Source organism: Streptomyces humi (genome assembly GCF_001005085.2).
Lineage (GTDB): Bacteria > Actinomycetota > Actinomycetes > Streptomycetales > Streptomycetaceae > Streptomyces > Streptomyces humi.
Window position 1 is genome coordinate 1 of the sequence record NZ_LBMU02000096.1, and the last position, 18,175, is coordinate 18,175.

Here is an 18,175-nt window from a genome sequence, read left to right on the forward strand (position 1 = left end):
GCGGGGTGTAGACCGGAGGGGTGGGGTCCGGGGTGACCACGGTGGTGTAGGGGTTGTACGGGGTGGTCTGGGGGTGCGGTTGCGGATAGCCGTACGCGGGGTGGGCCGTGGTGTGCTCGGGGGGTGTGCCGTTGTGGGGCGGCTGCGGGTGGGCCGTGGCCGGCCGCGCCGCGGCGGCAGCCGCCGATTCGGCACCGCCCCGTGCCTCCGGGTCGCCTGTCCCTCGCGCCTCCTGATCGGTCGCGGCACGCAGGGCGCCGTGGATCGTCGGGTCCTCCACCTCCAGCAACTCCACCGCGTGCCGGCCGAGCTGGGCCACCAGGGAACCGGGCAGCCAGGGGTCCCTCGACCGGCCCTGTTCGACCGTGTCGACCGCTCCCGTCCGGGACAGGATCGCGTCCAGGGTCGGGCGGGTCGCCGGGTCCTTGCGCAGGCAGTCGCGGACCACGTCGGCGATGCCCTCGGGGAGGCCGGAGAGGTCGGGGTCCTCCTGGGCGATGCGGAACAGCACGGCGTGTTCACCGCCCTCGGTGGAGCCGAAGGGGAGCCGGCCGGTCGCCGCGTAGGCCAGCACCGAGCCGAGGCAGAAGACGTCGCACGCCGGAGTGATCCGGTCGCCGCGCACCTGCTCGGGGGCCATGAAGCCGGGCGAGCCGATCAGCGTGCCGGTCCGGGTGAGCCCCTCCCCCGGCGAGGTCTCCAGCGCCCGCGCGATGCCGAAGTCGATGACCCGGGGGCCCTCGATGGTGAGCATCACGTTGGACGGCTTGAGGTCGCGGTGGACGATCCCGGCCGCGTGGATGTTGGACAGCGCGTGCGCCAGCCCGGCCGCGAGGATGCGCACCGACCGCTCGGGCAGCGGCCCGTGGTCGTGCTCGACGACCCGCTGGAGGCTCGGCCCGGCCACATAGCCGGTGGCCACCCAGGGCACCGCGGCCTCGGTGTCGGCGTCCAGCACGGGCGCGGTCCAGAACCCGCCGACCCGCTGGGCGTTGCGCACCTCCTGCCGGAAGCGCGCCCGGAACTCCTCCCGCGCGGCCAGTTCCGCACGCACCAGCTTCACGGCGACCGTGCGGCCGCGTTCCGACCGGGCGAGGTACACCTGGCCCATGCCGCCCGCACCCAGCCTCGCGAGCAGCCGGTAGCTCCCGATGTGCTGCGGATCCCCGGGCCCAAGCTTCTCCATGGCAGATCCGCCCCTCCTCCACATGTGTGATCGAGCCGAGAATATTCCGGCCGTGCGGGCAGCCGAGCCCCGCCCTGTCTACGGTTCCGTAACAGGTACCGGAGACTCCGGCACATCCACCGGTTGTGGACAACGTGTCGCGGAATCCGCCGGAGCACGGAACATGTCGCCGATATCGCGCCCCCGCCGACCGCTCCTACGCTCCCCGCCATGACCCCTCAGCCCAGTCCCCAGACCGGAGCCGCCGTGAAGGCGGCCGACCGTGCGCACGTCTTCCACTCGTGGTCCGCGCAGGACCTCATCGACCCCCTGCCCGTGGCCGGTGCCGAAGGGTCGTACTTCTGGGACTACGACGGCAGGCGGTACCTGGACTTCACCAGCGGGCTCGTCTTCACCAACATCGGCTACCAGCACCCCAGGGTGGTCGCCGCCATCCAGGAGCAGGCCGCGCGGATGACGACCTTCGCGCCCGCCTTCGCCGTCGAGGCACGCTCGGAGGCCGCGCGGCTGATCGCCGAGCGGACCCCCGGGGACCTGGACAAGATCTTCTTCACCAACGGCGGCGCCGACGCGATCGAGCACGCGACGCGCATGGCCCGGCTGCACACGGGCCGCCCCAAGGTGCTCTCCGCGTACCGCTCGTACCACGGCGGCACCCAGCAGGCGATCAACCTCACCGGTGACCCGCGCCGCTGGGCCTCCGACGGCGCGGCCGCAGGGGTCGTGCACTTCTGGGCCCCCTTCCTCTACCGCTCCCGTTTCTACGCGGAGACCGAGGAGCAGGAGACCGCCCGCGCGCTGGAGCACCTGGAGACGACGATCGCCTTCGAGGGGCCGGGGACCGTCGCCGCGATCGTCCTGGAGACGATCCCCGGGACCGCCGGGATCATGGTGCCGCCGCCGGGGTACCTGGCCGGCGTCCGGGAGATCTGCGACAAGTACGGGATCGTCTTCGTCCTGGACGAGGTGATGGCCGGGTTCGGACGGACCGGCGAGTGGTTCGCCGCCGACCTGTTCGGGGTCGTTCCGGACCTGATGACCTTCGCCAAGGGCGTGAACAGCGGATACGTGCCGCTCGGGGGCGTGGCGATCGGCGGGCGGATCGCCGAGACCTTCGGGAAGCGGCCCTACCCGGGCGGGCTGACGTACTCCGGGCATCCGCTGGCCTGTGCCGCCGCGGTCGCCACCATCGACGTGATGGCGGAGGAAGGGGTCGTCGAGAACGCGCGGCGGCTGGGCGCGGACGTCGTCGGGCCCGCGCTCGCGGCACTCGCCGAGCGGCACCCGAGCGTCGGCGAGGTGCGGGGTACCGGCATGTTCTGGGCGCTGGACCTGGTGCGCAGCCGGGAGACCCGGGAGCCGCTGGTGCCGTACAACGCGGCCGGGGAGGCGAACGCGCCGATGGCGGCGTTCACGGCGGCGGCGAAGCGGCACGGTCTGTGGCCGTTCGTGAACATGAACCGGACGCATGTCGTACCGCCGTGCAATGTCTCCGAGGCCGAGTTGAAGGAGGGGTTCGCCGCGCTGGACGCCGCGTTGGGCGTGGCCGACGAGTACACGGTGTGAGGCTGCGGGGGTCCCTCACCGAAGAGAAGACATACGGAGGCAACCCGAACGCGTAAGGTGGCGTGCTCGTAGATGTACATGTAAGCGAGCACGTCACCCGAACGCGTGAGGAGTGGCACCCGACGATGCCCGGCAACGGCGCTGTGACGCGCAGTACCCTGCGCCAGCAGATCGCGGACGCGCTCCGTGACGAGGTGCTCGCCGGGCGGCTCCAGCCGGGCCGCGAGTTCACGGTCAAGGAGATCGCCGAGCAGTACGGGGTGTCCGCCACGCCGGTCCGCGAGGCCCTGGTCGACCTGTCCGCGCAGGGCATCCTCGAAGCCGACCAGCACCGCGGCTTCCGGGTCCCCGAGTACACGCTCGCCGACTACCGGGGCATGATCGAGGCCCGCAGCATGGTCACCGACGGCATGTTCCAGGCGCTGACCGACGGCCGCCACCCCGCCTTCAAGGACCCGCAGGACACCCGCGTCGCCGCCGCCCTGGCCACGGTCCGCCGCCGTGGCGAGGAGGCGCAGCGCGCCGCGACCGCCGGCGAGCTCACCATCCTCATCGGGTACGACCTGCGGTTCTGGCGCGAGCTGTCCGCCCTGTTCGGCAACCCCTACCTCGGTGACTTCCTGCACCGGCTGCGCGTCCAGTCCTGGGTGTGCGCGGTGCAGCGGCTACGGCGGCTCCCTGATCTACGCGGGTATCTGTGGGCCCGGCACACCGAGTTGGTGGACGCGCTGTCCCGCCGGGACGCGGAGACCGCCCGGGGGATCGTCACCGCGTACAACACCCACTCCCTCGCCCTCATCGAGCGACTGTCGGAGAACGGATGACCGAGCCAGCGGAGCGGGCCGACACGGAGGAAGTCGACCTCTCTGTCGTCATACCCGCCTACAACGAGGAGGCGCGGCTCGGCCCCACGCTCGACGCCGTCACCCGTTACCTCACGGACAACGAGAGCCGTTTCGGCTCCTGGGAGGTGATCGTCTCCGACGACGGGTCGACGGACGGCACCCGCGAGGTCGCCGCCCTGGCGCATCCGCGCGTCCGGCTGGTCGCCGCCGACCGCAACCGGGGCAAGGGCAACGCCCTGCGCCTCGGCGTCGCCGCCACGACGGGCGGCCGGGTGCTGGTCACCGACGCCGACCTCGCGGCCCCCATCGAGGAGCTGGAACGGCTCGACAAGGCGCTCGGCGAGGGCGCGGCCGCGGCGATCGGCTCGCGTGCGGTGCCCGGCGCGGAGATAGCCGACCACCAGCACCGGCTGCGCGAGCTGCTCGGCCGGGCCGGGAACCTCCTGATACGCGCCACCGCCGTGCCGGGTCTGCGGGACACCCAGTGCGGTTTCAAGCTGTTCGACGGCGACCTGGCCCGGGAGTCGTTCGCCGCGTCCCGCCTGGACGGCTGGGGCATCGACGTCGAGGTCCTCCAGGACCTGCACCGGGGCGGCCACCCCATCGCCGAGGTCCCGGTCCGCTGGAGCCACCAGCCGGGTTCGAAGGTGGGCCCGCTCGACTACCCGAGGGTCCTGGCCGACCTGGCCCGGCTGCGGCTGCGCCGGCTGCGCCCGGCCGACCTGCTGGTGGCGGCCCTCTTCCTGGTGCTGTCCGTGGCGTTGTACTCGGGCCGCTTCTTCGACCCTGACCACCGCTATCTCGTCGACTCCATCCAGGACCAGAACCAGTGGGAGTGGTTCTTCGCGGTGACCGCGGACAACCTCGCGCACCTGCGCAACCCGCTCTTCTCCGATCTCCAGGGCTTCCCCGACGGCGTGAACCTGATGGCCAACACGGTCATGCTGGGCCTGTCCGTCCCCTTCGCCCCGCTCACGCTGCTCGCCGGGCCTGCGGTCTCGCTCTCCGTCTGCATGGCGCTGGGCCTCGCCGCGACGGCGGTCGCCTGGTACTGGCTGATCGTGAAACGGGTGACGGGGCACCGGGGCGCGGCCGCCGTCGGCGCGGCCCTCGCGGCCTTCGCACCGCCGATGGTCAGCCACGCCAACGCGCACCCCAACTTCGTGATCCTGTTCATGATCCCGCTGATCGTGGACCGCGCCCTGCGGCTGACGACCGGTGCGCGGGTCCGGCGGGACGGCATCGTGCTCGGTGTGCTGACGGCCTACCAGGTGTTCCTGGGCGAGGAGCCGCTGCTGCTGGCCGCGCTCGGGATGGCGCTGTTCGCCGTCGGGTACGCGGCGGTACGGCCGCGGGTGGCGAAGGAGGCCTGGCGGCCCCTCGGCAAGGGCCTGCTGGTCGCCGGGGCGGTCTGCCTCCCGCTGGTGGCCTTCCCCCTGTACTGGCAGTTCACCGGGCCGCAGAGCTACCACAGCGTCCTGCACGGCGACGACGCCGGAAACAGCCCGCTCTCCCTGCTGGCCTTCGCCGAGCGGTCGATGCTCTTCGGGGACGCGGGCCGGGCCAACGAGCTCTCCCTCAACCCGACCGAGCAGAACGCCTTCTACGGCTGGCCGCTGGTGCTGCTCGCCTTCGCGATCGTCGTACGACTGTGGGAGCGGCCGCTGGTCAAGGCGCTGGCGTTCACCTCGCTGGCCGCCGCGGTGCTGTCGCTCGGACCGAAGATCCGGATCCCGCTGACGGACACCGTGTACCCCGGGCCGTGGGCGCTGGTGCGGAAGTTCCCGCTCTTCGAGTCGGTGATCGAGGGCCGGGTCGCGATGATCTGCGCGCCGGCCCTGGGCGTCCTGCTGGCGGTCTTCCTGGAGAAGGTGCTGTCCGCCCGGCGGGTCGGCACCCTCTACTTCGGCCTGCTCTCGGTCGCCCTCGCCCTGCTCCCGATCATCCCGGCGCCCCTGAAGGCGGCGCCGCGGGCGGCGGTCCCGGAGTTCATCACGAGCGGGATGTGGAAGTCGTACGTGGCGAAGGGCGAGTCGCTCGTCCCGGTTCCGCTTCCCGACCCGGGCGCCGCGGAGGCGCTGCACTGGCAGACCACCGCCGACCTCGGTTTCAGACTGCCCGGCGGATACTTCAACGGCCCCTACGGCAACGACCGTATCGGTATCTACGGCGCCGTCCCCCGCTACACCTCCGACATGCTGCGGGACGTCCGCTACACCGGGAAGGTGCCGGTGATCGGCGCGAACTGGCGGGCGCAGGCGAAGAAGGACTTCGCCTTCTGGAAGGCGGGCGCCCTGGTGGTCGCCCCGCAGCCCAACGACGACAGACTCCGGCAGGCCGTGTCGGCACTGACCGGAAAACCCGGTAAGTGGACCGGTGGGGTCTGGGTATGGGACCTGCACGAGGGGAGCTGACCGGCTCCGCACCGACTACTCTTCCTGACCACCCGGCTGTACACCAGCTGTGAACGCACCGATACGAGGAGCCCTCTTTGGCCTGTGACCTCTGGCTGGTACCGCTCGTCGACGTGTTGTGCCACACGCCCGACAATCCGTTCGCCGAGGAACTCGCGCAATACAACAAGGTGCTCGCCGAGGCCGGACTGCCACCGGTGCCGGTGTACCAGTACATGCCGGGCCTGTCCGGCGAGGTCGCGCCCGTGGCCGGCTTCGACTACGACGCGCTGCACTTCCTGCGCCGCGCCTATCTGCTCCAGGTCTGCGGTCTGCCGGTGTCCCCGGTCGACGACCTGGGCGGCGACTACGAGCAGCTCCTGGAGATGTTCGAGTCGACGGCCCAGCAGTCCCACCTCGTCTGGCACTACGACCACGCGGGCGCCTACGTCCCGGTCGACTTCCCGCACCCGCTCTCCAGTGACGAACTGCTCGCGAGCGGCGGCCCGTTGGGCTCCTCGCACGCGCTGCTGCGGGAGCTGGAGTACGTCGCCCCCTCGATCGGCATCGACCCGGCGAACCCGCCGGCCGCACCCCAACCGCCGTCTGCTCCCACGGACTTGGAGGAACCGGCGGATCCGGCCCCCTTCGACCCGAGTCCCTTCGCGCGAGAACGGCACGTATGGCTGGGGCTGCACGCGGCGGCGACCCGCAGCCTGGCCCAGGGTTCCATGATCGTCTTCAGCTGACGGTCCGTGAAACCGCCCCCGTACGGCGGAACCCCGTATGGCTCCTCCAGGGGGCGCGGCGAGAGATGTCGATCTAGCCTCCGAAATGAGCGCTTATCAGATCTTTTGTCGCGCGCTCCAGTGAACCCAAGGAGGAGACATGCGCAAGCTTCAGAAGGCAGCTGTTGCGGTCGCCATCATCGGCGGCGTCGGTTTCATGGGCACCGTCCCGGCCACGGCCCTGCCGCAGGGCGGGCACCACGGCGGCGGTTGCCGGTCGCACGACTTCAACCTCGACATCCTCGGTGAGGTGGGCATCGCCAACGGGCTCGCCGGCAACCTCCTCAACGGCGAGGGCAGCCCGGGTGCGCAGTTCACCGACATGGGTTCCGACTGCGGCCACGACTGGTAGGCCGTCACGCACCGACTGAACCGGCCTTGAGCCGCGTGATCATCTCTGAGTGAAGTGGACAGGGCTCCGGACCGCGTCGGTCCGGAGCTCTGGGGTGTCCGTCGGTCACCTCTGCTGCGGCAGCCTGATGGTCCGCACGAGGGGCATGTCGGCATAGCGGCCGGGTTCGACGGTCACGACATGACGACCGTCGGGCCAGTCGAGCGTGGGCCGGGACAGGTGAACCGCATGCCCGAGCCGCCACTCCACGCCGTCACGCAACAGCGCGCCGACCGTAGAGGCGCCCGCGAAGTCCAACTCCACGATCTCGACGGCCGGAAGCGCACCGACGTGCTCCGCGAGCCCCTTGCGCATGCCGTCGGCCGCGGCCAGACAGAGTGCGGGAACGTACACGTGCCGGGTCGGCCCGTGCTCCGTGTTCGCCACGAAGTGGGAAGCCAGCGAGTTCCCAGAGCCGAGCGCCAGAAGGGCGGACTCGTCGAAGACGACACTGGTGGAACCGGCCCTCGTCGCGCTCACAGACTGTCCACCGGGCGGCCGGCCTCGAGGTCCTGCCAGACCTTCTCCACACGGTCGTGGTCCTCCTGCGTGAAGGTCACCCCGAAGTGCGTCTCGCAGTACGCCTTCGTCTCCTCGTAGCGCTTGTGCAGTTCCTCCTGCGTGGGCGTGGCTCCCGCGAGCTCGGCGATCAGGTCGCGCATGGTCATCCCGCGCTCCCTGGCGAGCACCATGAGGCGGTCACGGACAGCGGGGTCGACCTTGACGGTGGTGTCAGCCATGACGCAAGTATACCTCCGGTATACCATCTCGGGCCGTTCAAGCAAGGCAGCCATTGCAGTCTTCTCTCCTTGGTACTAAGCCGCCACAAGGCGAACTTTTTGCATTTCACCCGTCGGTGCAGTGGATTCGTACGGACTGTCGAATACCTCGCAGACCGTCGAGTACTGCCGGGTCACCGGGTCCCGCGCCACCACCCGCCGCAGATAACCCCGTTCCTCCAGCTCACGCAGGGAGGCGACGACCGACATGCACCCCTCCCGGCGCCGCTCGGCGAGAATGCGTTCGGTGATCCAGGAACCGTCGGGCAGCCGCAAGAGGTACGCCAGTACGCCTACCGCGCCCCAGGACAGACGACGGTCCCCGAAACCGGTGCGGGCAAGGGCTGCGAAGGCGCGCACGGGCGCCATACGATGAACGTGCATGGGGAGCCCCAGCTTTCCTGGTGGAGCTGCCGCTCCTGGTGTCGAGCCCCCGGGTGTTGGCGCACCGCGGGGGCAATCTGTTGATCGTGACTTTAGGGCCCCGCAAAGCGGCGAGCGCAAGCCACAATCCCTTTTTCCCGGCGTCACGTTGACGGATTTCACTCCGGGGAGTGAAGCGCGGAACGCAGCAGTCGCGTGTGCACGAAACGGTCCGGACAAGTCGGCCGGTACCGCCAGGACAGCGGCCAGGTCATGTCGTCCAGCGCGGGGATCGGGATGTACGACACCCGGTCCGGAACCGCCGGCGACCTCGATGACGGGCCCGGGATCACCCCCTGTCAGCTCCGCGAGCCGGTCGGCGAGCCGCCGCCCCCACGCCCCGTCGTCCACCCGTACGGCGTCGAACTGAACACCGGCTTTGCGGAGTTGCCGGAACCCAGCCGAGGTCCTAGGGGTCACTTTCCGTGTTCATGGGATCAGTGTCGGCACCGGCGGCTACCGTCGCCATAACCCGGAGTCAAGAGCTGCGAACTCTGGGAATTCGGGGTCCGGTGGTTGTGACCCTTTGAGTTCGGTTGAGTTCGGGGGTGACCGCAATGGCGCGGACCGAGAACAAGGCGGAGGCGGGCAGCACGGCACAGCTCCTGGCCGCCCTCGCGAAGGCCTTCCGTGCACGGCGTGCGCTGTTCGACCGGGCGGAGCCGACGGCGACGATCGAGCTGATCCTGGAGGAGACCAAGGAACCATTACGACGTCGTTCACCTCGAAGTCCAGGACGAAAGCCTCCTGGTCAGCGATCCCACGAAGGTCGCTCTTCTCGCCCACCGCTATGCAGAGATCCGGACTCAGGCACTGAGCCCGGACGACTCACTGAGCCTCATCCGAAAGTTGGCGGGAGAAGAGCAGCCATGACCAGCACCCTGCGATGGTTCAAGTCGAGTTACAGCGACGCGGGTGGGGGCCAATGCCTCGAAACCGCCTACACCTGGCGCAAATCCTCCTACAGCAACGCCAGCGGCGGCGATTGCGTCGAAATTTCCCCCTGCCCCCACACCATCCACGTCCGCGACTCCAAGACCGCCCCCGACGGCCCCCGCCTCACCCTCTCCCCCGCCGCCTGGGCCGCGTTCCTACAGTCGGCCGGATGAGCGCCCCGTGAGGGGCGCTGGGGGTACCCCCGGCCGAAGGCTGGGGGAGGAACTGCGCGACCAGCCACCACCGCGCCGCGGACGAATGACGGCGAGGCGTCTAGCCGAAGACGGTGAACAGGGCGAGCGCAGGGCCCGCCGCGTACACGAGCACGCCCACCGCCAGGGCGGTCCACGGTCGCCGGGCCTGTACCGCCCCGAGCACGACCGTGACGACCGCGGCGGCCAGCGCGACCCATGGCCCGAACATCGCGACGAGTATCCAGACGCCGGAGTCGTCGCAGAACCGCGCTGTCCCGGCCGAGGTGCCGCAGCTGTCACCGGCGAAGGCCATGCCGAAGAACAACAGCCCGTTGACGGCGACGGCGACCGCGAGCAGCAGCCCGGCCGCCACCGCGAAGACGGCCCCGAGCGGCCTGCGCGGCGCGGGACGCGGCGCCGGGAACGGCGGGTGAAGAGGCGGCGGAAAGCTCATGCCTCCCATCTCACCGCCGTCGGCGCGTCCCCGCCTGAGTAGACCTACTCAACCGGCGTGAGTCACCGGGGCACCTCCCCGTCGTCGTCGAAGAGGCGGCCGGTCGGGCCGCCGTCGGCCTGGTCGGCGCCGCCACGCGGCTCACGAACGGTCCGGGGCCGCGCGCCATCGGAGCGGTCTGAGTCCGCCCCGCGGTGTGCTGCGGATGCGGGTGGCCAGGGTCCACCCGGTGCTGGTGAGGGCGGCCAGCGTCAGGACGGTCAGCAGGAGCGTGGTGTGGGAGCCCACGCTGTCGGCCGTGCGGGCGACCGGATTGGGCAGGCCGAGGCGGTCGACGAGCCAGCCGAGGGCCGCGATGCCGGTGAGCACCGCGCCGGTCAGGCGGAGTGCGGGCTGGACGCGGAGGCGGGCCAGGACCAGGAGCGAGGGCAGGGCGAGGCAGACCAGCAGCAGCTGGACCAGTTCGATGCCGAGGTTGAAGCCGAGGAGGCTGGTGACCAACTGGCTTGTGGAGAGGTGCATTTCGGCGAGCACGAAGGAGAACGCCATACCGTGGCCCAGGCCGAAGACGCCCGCCACGGCCGCTTCCCGCCCGGGGAAGAGGGGGCGGATCGCGTGGATCGCGCCGACCAGGATGCTCGCGGCGATGAACGCCTCCACCGGCCAGGACGGGATGTCGAGCCGGCCCAGGGAGCTCGCGGCCAGGGCGACCGAGTGGCCGGCGGTGAAGGCGAGGGTGATGCCGCCGATGCGGGCGAGTGCTTTGCGGGGGCCGACCAGGCCGGTCCAGCGGCCGCCGGTCGCGGCGAGGGGGGCCGGCAGGAGCAGGATCAGCAGGAAGAGCAGGTGGTCGGTGCCGGTCAGGATGTGGTTGCCGCCGAGTCCGACCATGGCGACGAAGCCGCGCCAGGCGCTGCCGGGGCCGAGGTCGACCTTGAGGGCCGGGACCTTCATGTGCCGGACGTCGAGCTCGATGGTGCCGACCTGGGTGGTGCCCTTGCCGTCGACCTGGCCGTTGGCCCAGTCCTGGCGGACCGTCACGAGGGTCACGTGGGTGACGACCTGGTGCACGATCACGTCGTAGCGGAAGGTGAAGTGGCGTACGTCGGCGTCGGCGGGCGGGGTGAGGACCGCGGCGACGGTCAGCTCGCGGTAGGGACCGGTGGACGTCTGCCGGGTGGCGCTCAGGTGCATCGATCCGATGGCGACCCGCCAGGCCTTGCCGCCGGTCGTGGTCGGGTGGATGTGCTTGAGCAGGTAGGCACGGACGGCGGCGGCCCGGGACGGCAGTCGGGCCTTGGTCGTCTCGGTGAGGTCGATCCCGCTGGCCCGGGAGAAGTCGCTGACCGGCAGCTCCAGGCGGGCGGCGACCGAGGACCGGTACACGTCGAGCTGGACCACCGAGTGCGGCATCGGATGCGCGGCGGCCGGCGACGCCCCGAGCAGGAGCGCCGCCGGTACCACGATCGCGATCCCGGCCACCAGGCGTGCGAGCGCTGTGGTCAGCCAGTTTCGCGGTCCGGTCATGAGAAGGAGAACTCGTTTCCGTAGTCGCGGGTGTGGTCCCGGTACACCGTGTGGTAGTGCACCTGGTCCCGGTAGACCACGCCGTTCTGGCAGACGAACTCGATCCAGACGCTCGGGCCGTCGATCCGGACGTAGTCGCCCTGGGTGTCCAGAGCGGTCCCGCCGGAGTAGGAGACGTAGGTCTGGTCCAGCTCGCGCTCGTACGTCTTCATGAGCTGCTTGGCGGTGGCGTCGTCCACGTTGGCCACCCAGGGGTGGATGGCTTCGAGGACCAGCTTCTTCTGCTTCGGCGACAGCTCGCTGACCTTGATGCCCTCCTTGGTCTCCGGGAAGTCGCCGTCCTTGCCCGGACCGAGCAGTACGTCGCTGAACGACTCCGACAGCTTGGCCTCGGCCAGCTGCTCGGTGGTCAGGCTGCCGGTGAGCTTCAGCAGACCGTCGCGGAACTTCGCGAGCGGCGAGTACGTGGTGCCGTCGTCGTCGGTCCAGGTGGTCGGCTCGACGCCGGTGAAGTACGGGCTGGCGCCCGCGACCTTGCCGTCCTTGTACGTGATGTCGACGGCGAGGTGGTGGCCGCCGAAGTGCAGCTGCCAGGTGCCGGTCGCCGACGGGGTGCCCAGGAACGCCAGGAAGTAGATGCCGCTGCCGTAGCCGCCGCCGGCGCCGCCGGAGGGCGGGGTGCCGGTCGGGACGTCGGTCGGGACGTCGGTCGGGACGTCGGTCGCCGTCGAACTGGCGGTGGCGGAGGGCGCGTCGGAGGCGCCGCCCGTCGGGGCGTCGGACGAGGAGCTGGTGCTCTGCGCGGAGGCGAGCACGTCGTCGGCCTTGAGGGTCTCCAGGACGTGCTCGTAACCGGTGCTCTTGCCGGTGCCCAGGGCGACCTTCAGCACGTTCTTCAGGGCGGCCAGCTGGTCGTCCGAGAGCGAGCCGGTCTGGATGCCGGGGCGGCAGGAGGAGCCGCACGGCAGGTTCGACCACGCGGTCGCGTTCGCCTGGGTGAGGTCCAGCAGCGTCTCCGCCTGCTGGTCCGAGGTCAGCGTGTTGAGGAACGCGTTGGCGGCGCTGACCACGGCCGCGACACCCTTGGCGTCCTTGTGGACCGGACGCTGGACGCCTACGGCCGTTTTCTGCGCCGAGTCGGTCGACGCATTGGCGACGGCGAATCCGCCGCCGACCAGCACAATAGCGGTGGCAGCCCCGGCCACACCCCGCCAAGTACGTCGGTTACGCACCTGACGAGTTCTGTCTCTGCTCACGAAAAAAGCTCCTTGTGCGACAAGGTGGAGGCAGGCATGGAATGACGCATCAGCCTTTCGGGAAGCACCCGTTGGCCTGCTGCGACGCCAGGGACAGTACCAACAACATTGTTGACACTCAACACGTGAAAGGCAACTGAAAAACAGCTTCGGATTACATCCGAAACCCTTCAGGATTCACAGCGTTTAAGGTTTCACAGATTACGCTTAATTCGCTGGGCGAATTAACAGGTTCCGCTTGCCGGGCAAATAAGAAGTGGCGGCCCCACACGAGGTGGAACCGCCACGAATCAGGAGGCAGCGACCGCTAGAACACCGGCGTGCCGCCCTGCGTCAGCTTCCAGTTGACGGCCGCGAAGGCGGACGGGTCGATGGTGCCCTTGGCCGTGGCGTAGGCGACCATCAGGTCGCGGACCTGGTTGGTGGAGCTGTAGGCGATCTCGGCGGACGCGATGTGCGGGTAGCCGGAGCCGCCGTTGGCGCGGTAGTTGTTGACGGCGACGACGAAGACCTGGTCGTCGGCGACCGCGGTGCCGTTGTAGCTGAGGTTCTTGATGCGCGAGCCCTCGGCCGCCGCGATGTCGATCTCGTAGTCGACGCCGGCCGCCATGTCGTACATGTAGTCCCAGAAGCTGTTGGCGTTGGTGAGGGTGGCGGTGTCCACCGCCGTGCCCGCCGGGACCTGGTGGTAGTACTTCGCCGCGTACTCCAGGTAGTCCTTGAGCTGGGCACCGGTGAGCTTCTTGCCGTACAGGGTGTTCTCGTAGACGTAGAGGCCCGCGACGTCGCGGATCGTCACGTCACCGGCCGGGATGGTGGCCGTACGGCTGAAGCACGCGGCCACCGAGATCAGCGGCAGCGCCGCGTCCGCCGCGGACAGGCCCGCCTTCACCGCGTCCATCTGGACCTGCTGGATGAAGTCGATGGCGGGGACGTCCTTCCAGCAGGCCTCCGCCGTCGACATCGCCGCGGTGCAGGTGCCGATCGCGGTGTTGACGTACTTGACCACCAGCTCGTGGTCCTTGGTGAGGAGTTCGGTGATCCGCGGGTCCTCGGCCACCGTGTTGCTGTTCAGGGTGGTGGCGGTCTTCCTGGTGACCTTCCAGGAGCCGTGCACGTGCTCCAGCTCGAAGTCGAAGCGGGAGAGCCGGTAGCCGTAGCAGTACGGCTCGGAGAGCAGGACGTCCTCGCCCGTCTCCGCGTTCTTCACCGTGTACGACGGGACGTCGACGTGGGTGTGGCCGACGAGGATCGCGTCGATGCCGGGCACCTGCTCGGCGACCAGGTTCGACGCGTTCTCCACGTAGGGGAGTTCGTCGCCCCACGAGGTCGAGCCGTCCAGGCCGGAGTGGTCGGTGAGGAAGACGACGTCACAGCCGAGGGCGCGCAGCCGCGGCACGTACTTCTTCGCCTGCTCGACCAGGCCCGTGAAGGCCATCTTCCCGGAGACGTTGTCCTTGTCCCACAGGGCGATGCCCGGGTTGGTCAGGCCGAGGATGCCGACCTTGATGTCCGGGCCGTGCGGGACCTTGATGTGCTTGACGGTGTAGGGCCGGAAGGCGGGCTTCAGCGTCTTGGCGTCCAGGGCGTTGGCACCGAGCAGCGGGAAGTCGCACTGCTTCTCGAAGGTGCGGACCACCTCGATGCCGTAGTTGAACTCGTGGTTGCCGAGGGCGGCCGCGTCGTAGCGCATCTCGTTCATGGCGATCGCCATGGGATGCTCGGGACCGCGCTTGCCGTCCTTGCCGGTGATCGGGTCGACGCTCGCGAAGTAGGAGGCGAGGGAGGTGCCCTGGATGATGTCACCGGCGTCGACCAGGAGGACCCGGTCCGCGCCCAGCTCCTTGCGGATGTTCTTCACCAGGGTGGCGATGCGTGCGATGCCGTACGTGTTGCCCTTGGAGTCCACGGGCGCCGCGTTGGTGTAGTAGTCCCAGTTGAAGACGTGGCTGTGCAGGTCGGTGGTGCCCAGGACGGTGAAGCTCCAGGTCTTGGGCGCCTTGGGCGGCTTGGTGTGGCCGTGGCCGTGCTCGGCGGCCTGGGCGGTGCCGGTACCGACGGTTCCCGCGACGGCCACGGCGGCGCCGGTGACGGCCGACTTCTGCACGAACTCACGGCGGTTCATGGGATTGACGGGCATTCAGGACTCCTGGAGAGGCACAGAGGACGGGTGAGGCGTGCGGGCCGCGGCGGGCTACCCGCGTAGATGCTGACCCTCGCCCGTTACCGGCGTAACCACGAGCGGACCAAGGGCCGGTCAAGGATTCCCAAGACCGGCCCAAGTGCGACAGTGAAGGCGCGCCCTACAGGAACGAGTTGACCTCGATCGTCTCGTCCCGGCCCGGACCCACGCCGATCGCGGAGATCGGGGCGCCGGACATCTCCTCCAGCGCCTTGACGTAGTTCTGGGCGTTCTTCGGCAGGTCCGAGAAGGACTTGGCCTTGGTGATGTCCTCGGACCAGCCCGGCAGGTTCTCGTAGACCGGCTTCGCGTGGTGGAAGTCGGTCTGCGAGTACGGGAGTTCCTCGACCCGCTTGCCGTCGATCTCGTACGCGACACAGACCGGGATCTGCTCCCAGCCGGTGAGCACGTCGAGCTTGGTGAGGAAGAAGTCGGTCAGGCCGTTCACCCGGGTCGCGTAGCGGGCGATGACCGCGTCGAACCAGCCGCAGCGGCGGTCCCGGCCGGTGGTCACACCGCGCTCGCCGCCGATCCGGCGCAGCGCCTCGCCGTCCGCGTCGAACAGCTCGGTCGGGAACGGGCCGGCGCCGACCCGGGTCGTGTACGCCTTGAGGATGCCGATGACCCGGCTGATCTTCGTCGGGCCGACACCGGAGCCGGTGCAGGCACCGCCGGCCGTCGGGTTCGACGAGGTCACGAAGGGGTACGTGCCGTGGTCGATGTCGAGGAGCGTGCCCTGGCCGCCCTCGAAGAGCACGACCTTGTCCTCCTCCAGCGCCTGGTTGAGGACCAGCACCGTGTCGGCGACGTACGGAGCGAGCTTCTCCGCGTAGCCCAGCAGCTCCTCGACGACCTGCTCCACGGCGATCGCGCGCCGGTTGTAGAGCTTGGTGAGCATCTGGTTCTTGACGTCGAGGGCCGCCTCGACCTTCTGCGTCAGGATCGACTCGTCGTACAGGTCCTGGACCCGGATGCCGACGCGGTTGATCTTGTCGGCGTAGGTCGGGCCGATGCCGCGCCCGGTGGTGCCGATCTTGCGCTTGCCGAGGAAGCGTTCCGTCACCTTGTCGACGGTCACGTTGTACGGCGTGATGATGTGCGCGTTACCGCTGATCATGAGCTTGGACGTGTCGACGCCACGCTCGTTCAGACCGCTCAGCTCGGAGAGCAGGACCGACGGGTCGACGACGACACCGTTGCCGATGACCGGGACACACGTGGGCGAGAGGATTCCGGAAGGGAGCAGGTGGAGCGCGTACTTCTGGTCGCCCACGACGACCGTGTGGCCGGCGTTGTTGCCACCCTGGTAACGCACCACGTAGTCGACGGAACCGCCTAGCAGGTCCGTCGCCTTTCCCTTGCCTTCGTCACCCCACTGAGCACCGAGCAGCACAAGTGCGGGCACGCGCGTACACCCCTTCCGGGCGGGGCATGTCCAAGGTCAGGGGCGTACGCGTATTGTTCAGCGCCGCGTACCACCGCGACCGTCGTTGGCCGCACAACCGTCGGACCGGATGCCCCGGAATAGACGAAACCCCTGGCGCAATAGCGCAAGGGGCTCTTGCACAGTGATGCTACCCGAGGAAGCGAGGCAGGACCGAGGTGGCGACTTTCGCGACGTCCGATCAGCTGCTGGTGATCATCGATCCGGCGGCCAGGGAAACGGACAACGAATCCGTCCGGATCGCGAAAGACGTGCTCAGCGCGGGTGCGGCGGCGAAGGTGTGCCTGCCGGACGGCCCCGAGGAATTCGCCCGCGCGCTGTCCCGCCGGGGCTCGCGGCGGCCGGTGGTCATCGGTGACGACGGCGCCCTGGTCCGCGCGGTGACCCTGCTGCACCGCCGCCGGGAGCTGGCCGGATGTGTGCTGTCCGTGGTCCCCGTCGGGGGCGCGCAGAGCGTGGCGCACACCCTGGGCGTGCCGGCCGGTGCGGTGGCGGCGGCGCGGGCGGTGCTGGACGGGGTGGAGCGCCGGATGGACCTCCTGGTCGACGACAGCGACGGGGTGGTGCTGGGCGCGCTGCGCATCCCGCCGGTGGCCGACGAGCCGCAGGCGCCGGAGCCGGAGACCGCGATACGGACGTGGCTGCGGCCGTACCAGACCCTCGTACGGTCCCTGTCCGCCCGCCCGGCCCCGGTCGTGTCCCGGCCGGGGCCCGCGCGGCTGCGGGTGGAGGTCGACGGGCGGACCGTGGTGGACCTGGACCAGCCGCTGGAGGGCGTGTCCGTGACCCCGGGCGACCGCGGGGTGGCCGAGGTGGAGGTGCGGCCCCTGTCGGTGGGCGCGGAGGCGACCCCGCTACGCGCGTCGGGCCGGACGGTGACGGTGGTGGGCGCGGACTTCCGGTACCGGGCCGACGCGGGGGTGGCGGGCCCGGTACGACGCCGGACCTGGCGGGTCCTGGAGGGCGCGTGGGGGCTGACGGTGCCGGCTTAGCCGCACGTGTCCACGAGGGTTCGTGGAAGCGCAGTGAAGGTTCCGCCGCCCGGACTGACGTACCGCATCCGGTTACGTACGGTGCGTATATGCCAGGTGCATTACAGGCCGGACGCACGGCCGCCGCATGGATCGCCGGGGCCGTCCTCGTCTTCGCCGCAGGAGCCGCCCCGGGAGCCGCCGCAGGAGCCGCCGCAGGAGCCGCGAGCACGGCGGCCGCTCCCCGGGCCTTCCGGTACACCTGCGATTTCGGGCTGCTCGGCGGACAGGCCATGACGGGGTCGGTCGCGTGGGACGTCTCCGACACCCATGTGGTCGGCCGCCCCACTCCCCGGCTGCCGGTGGACGCGTCGGCGGCGGTCGGCGGGCTCGTCCCGGCGGGACTGCGGACGGTCGGGGCCACCAGCCTCGAAGGCACGGCGAAGGTGCACGCGGTCGTGGCCGCGCCGCAGGGGGACGTGGACGTCACGGTGCCGATGGACGTGCCCGTGACCCAGATCCCGTCGTCGGGGTCGCTGACCGTCCCGGCGCACGGGACCGCACCGTCGCTCACCTTCACGCGGGCGGGCACCGCGAGGATCGTCGCGGGTGACATCGAGTTGCGTGTGACGCCACGGCAGGCGGACGGCAGCGAGACGGTGCTGCGCACGGTGAACGCGTCGTGCGACGTGGAGCCGGACCAGGACAGGGTGCTGTCGTCCTTCCGGATCCTGCCGGCGGAGGCGTCGCCCGCACCGACGGGGACGGGGCCGGGAACAGGCGGGGGGTCGGGGTCGGCGTCGGGTGGGTCGGCGTCGGGTGGTGGGGCGGGGACGGGCG

At 70.1% G+C, this 18,175-nt stretch carries 18 protein-coding genes; 9 read left to right on the top strand and 9 right to left on the bottom strand.

All coding sequences use genetic code 11. The features are described from left to right. Window positions 1–1,186: serine/threonine-protein kinase (locus tag AAW13_RS36805; RefSeq protein WP_240528845.1), on the bottom strand; the 1,186-nt coding region annotated here is incomplete at its 3' end. Between the two features lie 210 nt (window positions 1,187–1,396). Here AAW13_RS36805 and AAW13_RS36810 point away from each other — a divergent pair. From AAW13_RS36810 to AAW13_RS36830, 5 genes are all read left to right on the top strand, one after another. Continuing rightward, window positions 1,397–2,752 carry an aspartate aminotransferase family protein gene (locus tag AAW13_RS36810; protein ID WP_046730662.1) on the top strand — a complete coding sequence of 452 codons (1,356 nt, stop codon included), beginning with the start codon at window positions 1,397–1,399 and terminating at the stop codon, window positions 2,750–2,752. Between the two features lie 125 nt (window positions 2,753–2,877). Beyond that, window positions 2,878–3,576: a GntR family transcriptional regulator gene (locus tag AAW13_RS36815; RefSeq protein ID WP_046730661.1), complete on the top strand. Its 699-nt coding sequence runs from the start codon at window positions 2,878–2,880 to the stop codon at window positions 3,574–3,576. Further along, on the top strand, window positions 3,573–6,011 hold the full coding sequence (locus tag AAW13_RS36820; protein ID WP_046730660.1) for a dolichyl-phosphate beta-glucosyltransferase: 2,439 nt from the start codon (window positions 3,573–3,575) through the stop codon (window positions 6,009–6,011). Before AAW13_RS36815 ends, AAW13_RS36820 begins: the two co-directional genes overlap by 4 nt. A 77-nt stretch (window positions 6,012–6,088) precedes the next feature. Next, window positions 6,089–6,739 carry a hypothetical protein gene (locus tag AAW13_RS36825; RefSeq protein WP_046730659.1) on the top strand — a complete coding sequence of 217 codons (651 nt, stop codon included), beginning with the start codon at window positions 6,089–6,091 and terminating at the stop codon, window positions 6,737–6,739. A gap of 139 nt (window positions 6,740–6,878) precedes the next feature. Continuing rightward, the gene (locus AAW13_RS36830) at window positions 6,879–7,130 is read left to right on the top strand and encodes a hypothetical protein (protein ID WP_046730658.1); all 252 of its coding nucleotides are present in this window, start codon (window positions 6,879–6,881) and stop codon (window positions 7,128–7,130) included. 105 nt (window positions 7,131–7,235) lie between these two features. Here AAW13_RS36830 and AAW13_RS36835 read toward each other — a convergent pair whose 3' ends face one another. The 3 genes from AAW13_RS36835 to AAW13_RS36845 all read right to left on the bottom strand — a co-directional run bounded on the left by AAW13_RS36835 (window position 7,236) and on the right by AAW13_RS36845 (window position 8,317). Next, on the bottom strand, window positions 7,236–7,649 hold the full coding sequence (locus tag AAW13_RS36835) for a PIN domain-containing protein (RefSeq protein WP_046730657.1): 414 nt from the start codon (window positions 7,647–7,649) through the stop codon (window positions 7,236–7,238). Further along, the gene (locus AAW13_RS36840) at window positions 7,646–7,909 is read right to left on the bottom strand and encodes a hypothetical protein (protein WP_240528846.1); all 264 of its coding nucleotides are present in this window, start codon (window positions 7,907–7,909) and stop codon (window positions 7,646–7,648) included. The genes AAW13_RS36835 and AAW13_RS36840 overlap by 4 nt, the downstream gene beginning before the upstream one ends. 75 nt (window positions 7,910–7,984) lie before the next feature. Further along, a complete protein-coding gene (locus AAW13_RS36845) occupies window positions 7,985–8,317 on the bottom strand; it encodes a hypothetical protein (RefSeq protein ID WP_046730655.1) in 333 nt (110 codons plus the stop codon). Window positions 8,318–9,118: 801 nt separating this feature from the next. Between AAW13_RS36845 and AAW13_RS47185 the strand changes: the two genes are divergently transcribed. Continuing rightward, window positions 9,119–9,244, top strand: a complete 126-nt coding sequence (locus tag AAW13_RS47185) for a hypothetical protein (RefSeq protein ID WP_240528848.1) — start codon at window positions 9,119–9,121, stop codon at window positions 9,242–9,244. Then, a complete protein-coding gene (locus AAW13_RS36855; protein WP_046730654.1) occupies window positions 9,241–9,480 on the top strand; it encodes a DUF397 domain-containing protein in 240 nt (79 codons plus the stop codon). Before AAW13_RS47185 ends, AAW13_RS36855 begins: the two co-directional genes overlap by 4 nt. 100 nt (window positions 9,481–9,580) lie before the next feature. Here the strand turns inward: AAW13_RS36855 and AAW13_RS36860 are convergent, their stop codons facing one another. The 5 genes from AAW13_RS36860 to AAW13_RS36880 all read right to left on the bottom strand — a co-directional run bounded on the left by AAW13_RS36860 (window position 9,581) and on the right by AAW13_RS36880 (window position 16,325). Beyond that, window positions 9,581–9,955 (bottom strand): hypothetical protein, encoded by a 375-nt coding sequence (locus tag AAW13_RS36860; protein ID WP_052768601.1) that lies wholly within the window; start codon window positions 9,953–9,955, stop codon window positions 9,581–9,583. Between the two features lie 141 nt (window positions 9,956–10,096). Next, entirely contained in the window at window positions 10,097–11,482 is a 1,386-nt protein-coding gene (locus tag AAW13_RS36865) for a HupE/UreJ family protein (protein WP_052768600.1), read from the bottom strand. Further along, a complete protein-coding gene (locus AAW13_RS36870) occupies window positions 11,479–12,687 on the bottom strand; it encodes a DUF3500 domain-containing protein (RefSeq protein WP_240528847.1) in 1,209 nt (402 codons plus the stop codon). The genes AAW13_RS36865 and AAW13_RS36870 overlap by 4 nt, the downstream gene beginning before the upstream one ends. A gap of 358 nt (window positions 12,688–13,045) precedes the next feature. Beyond that, the gene (locus AAW13_RS36875; protein WP_046730653.1) at window positions 13,046–14,878 is read right to left on the bottom strand and encodes a bifunctional metallophosphatase/5'-nucleotidase; all 1,833 of its coding nucleotides are present in this window, start codon (window positions 14,876–14,878) and stop codon (window positions 13,046–13,048) included. A 163-nt stretch (window positions 14,879–15,041) separates the two neighbouring features. Next, window positions 15,042–16,325 carry an adenylosuccinate synthase gene (locus AAW13_RS36880; RefSeq protein ID WP_046730652.1) on the bottom strand — a complete coding sequence of 428 codons (1,284 nt, stop codon included), beginning with the start codon at window positions 16,323–16,325 and terminating at the stop codon, window positions 15,042–15,044. A gap of 197 nt (window positions 16,326–16,522) precedes the next feature. Here AAW13_RS36880 and AAW13_RS36885 point away from each other — a divergent pair, with 197 nt between their 5' ends. Together AAW13_RS36885 and AAW13_RS46185 are read left to right on the top strand one after the other, a co-directional pair. Then, window positions 16,523–17,356, top strand: a complete 834-nt coding sequence (locus AAW13_RS36885) for a diacylglycerol kinase family protein (RefSeq protein WP_046730651.1) — start codon at window positions 16,523–16,525, stop codon at window positions 17,354–17,356. A gap of 89 nt (window positions 17,357–17,445) precedes the next feature. After that, a partial coding sequence (locus AAW13_RS46185) for a DUF6801 domain-containing protein (protein WP_167391777.1) occupies window positions 17,446–18,175 on the top strand: 730 nt, incomplete at its 3' end.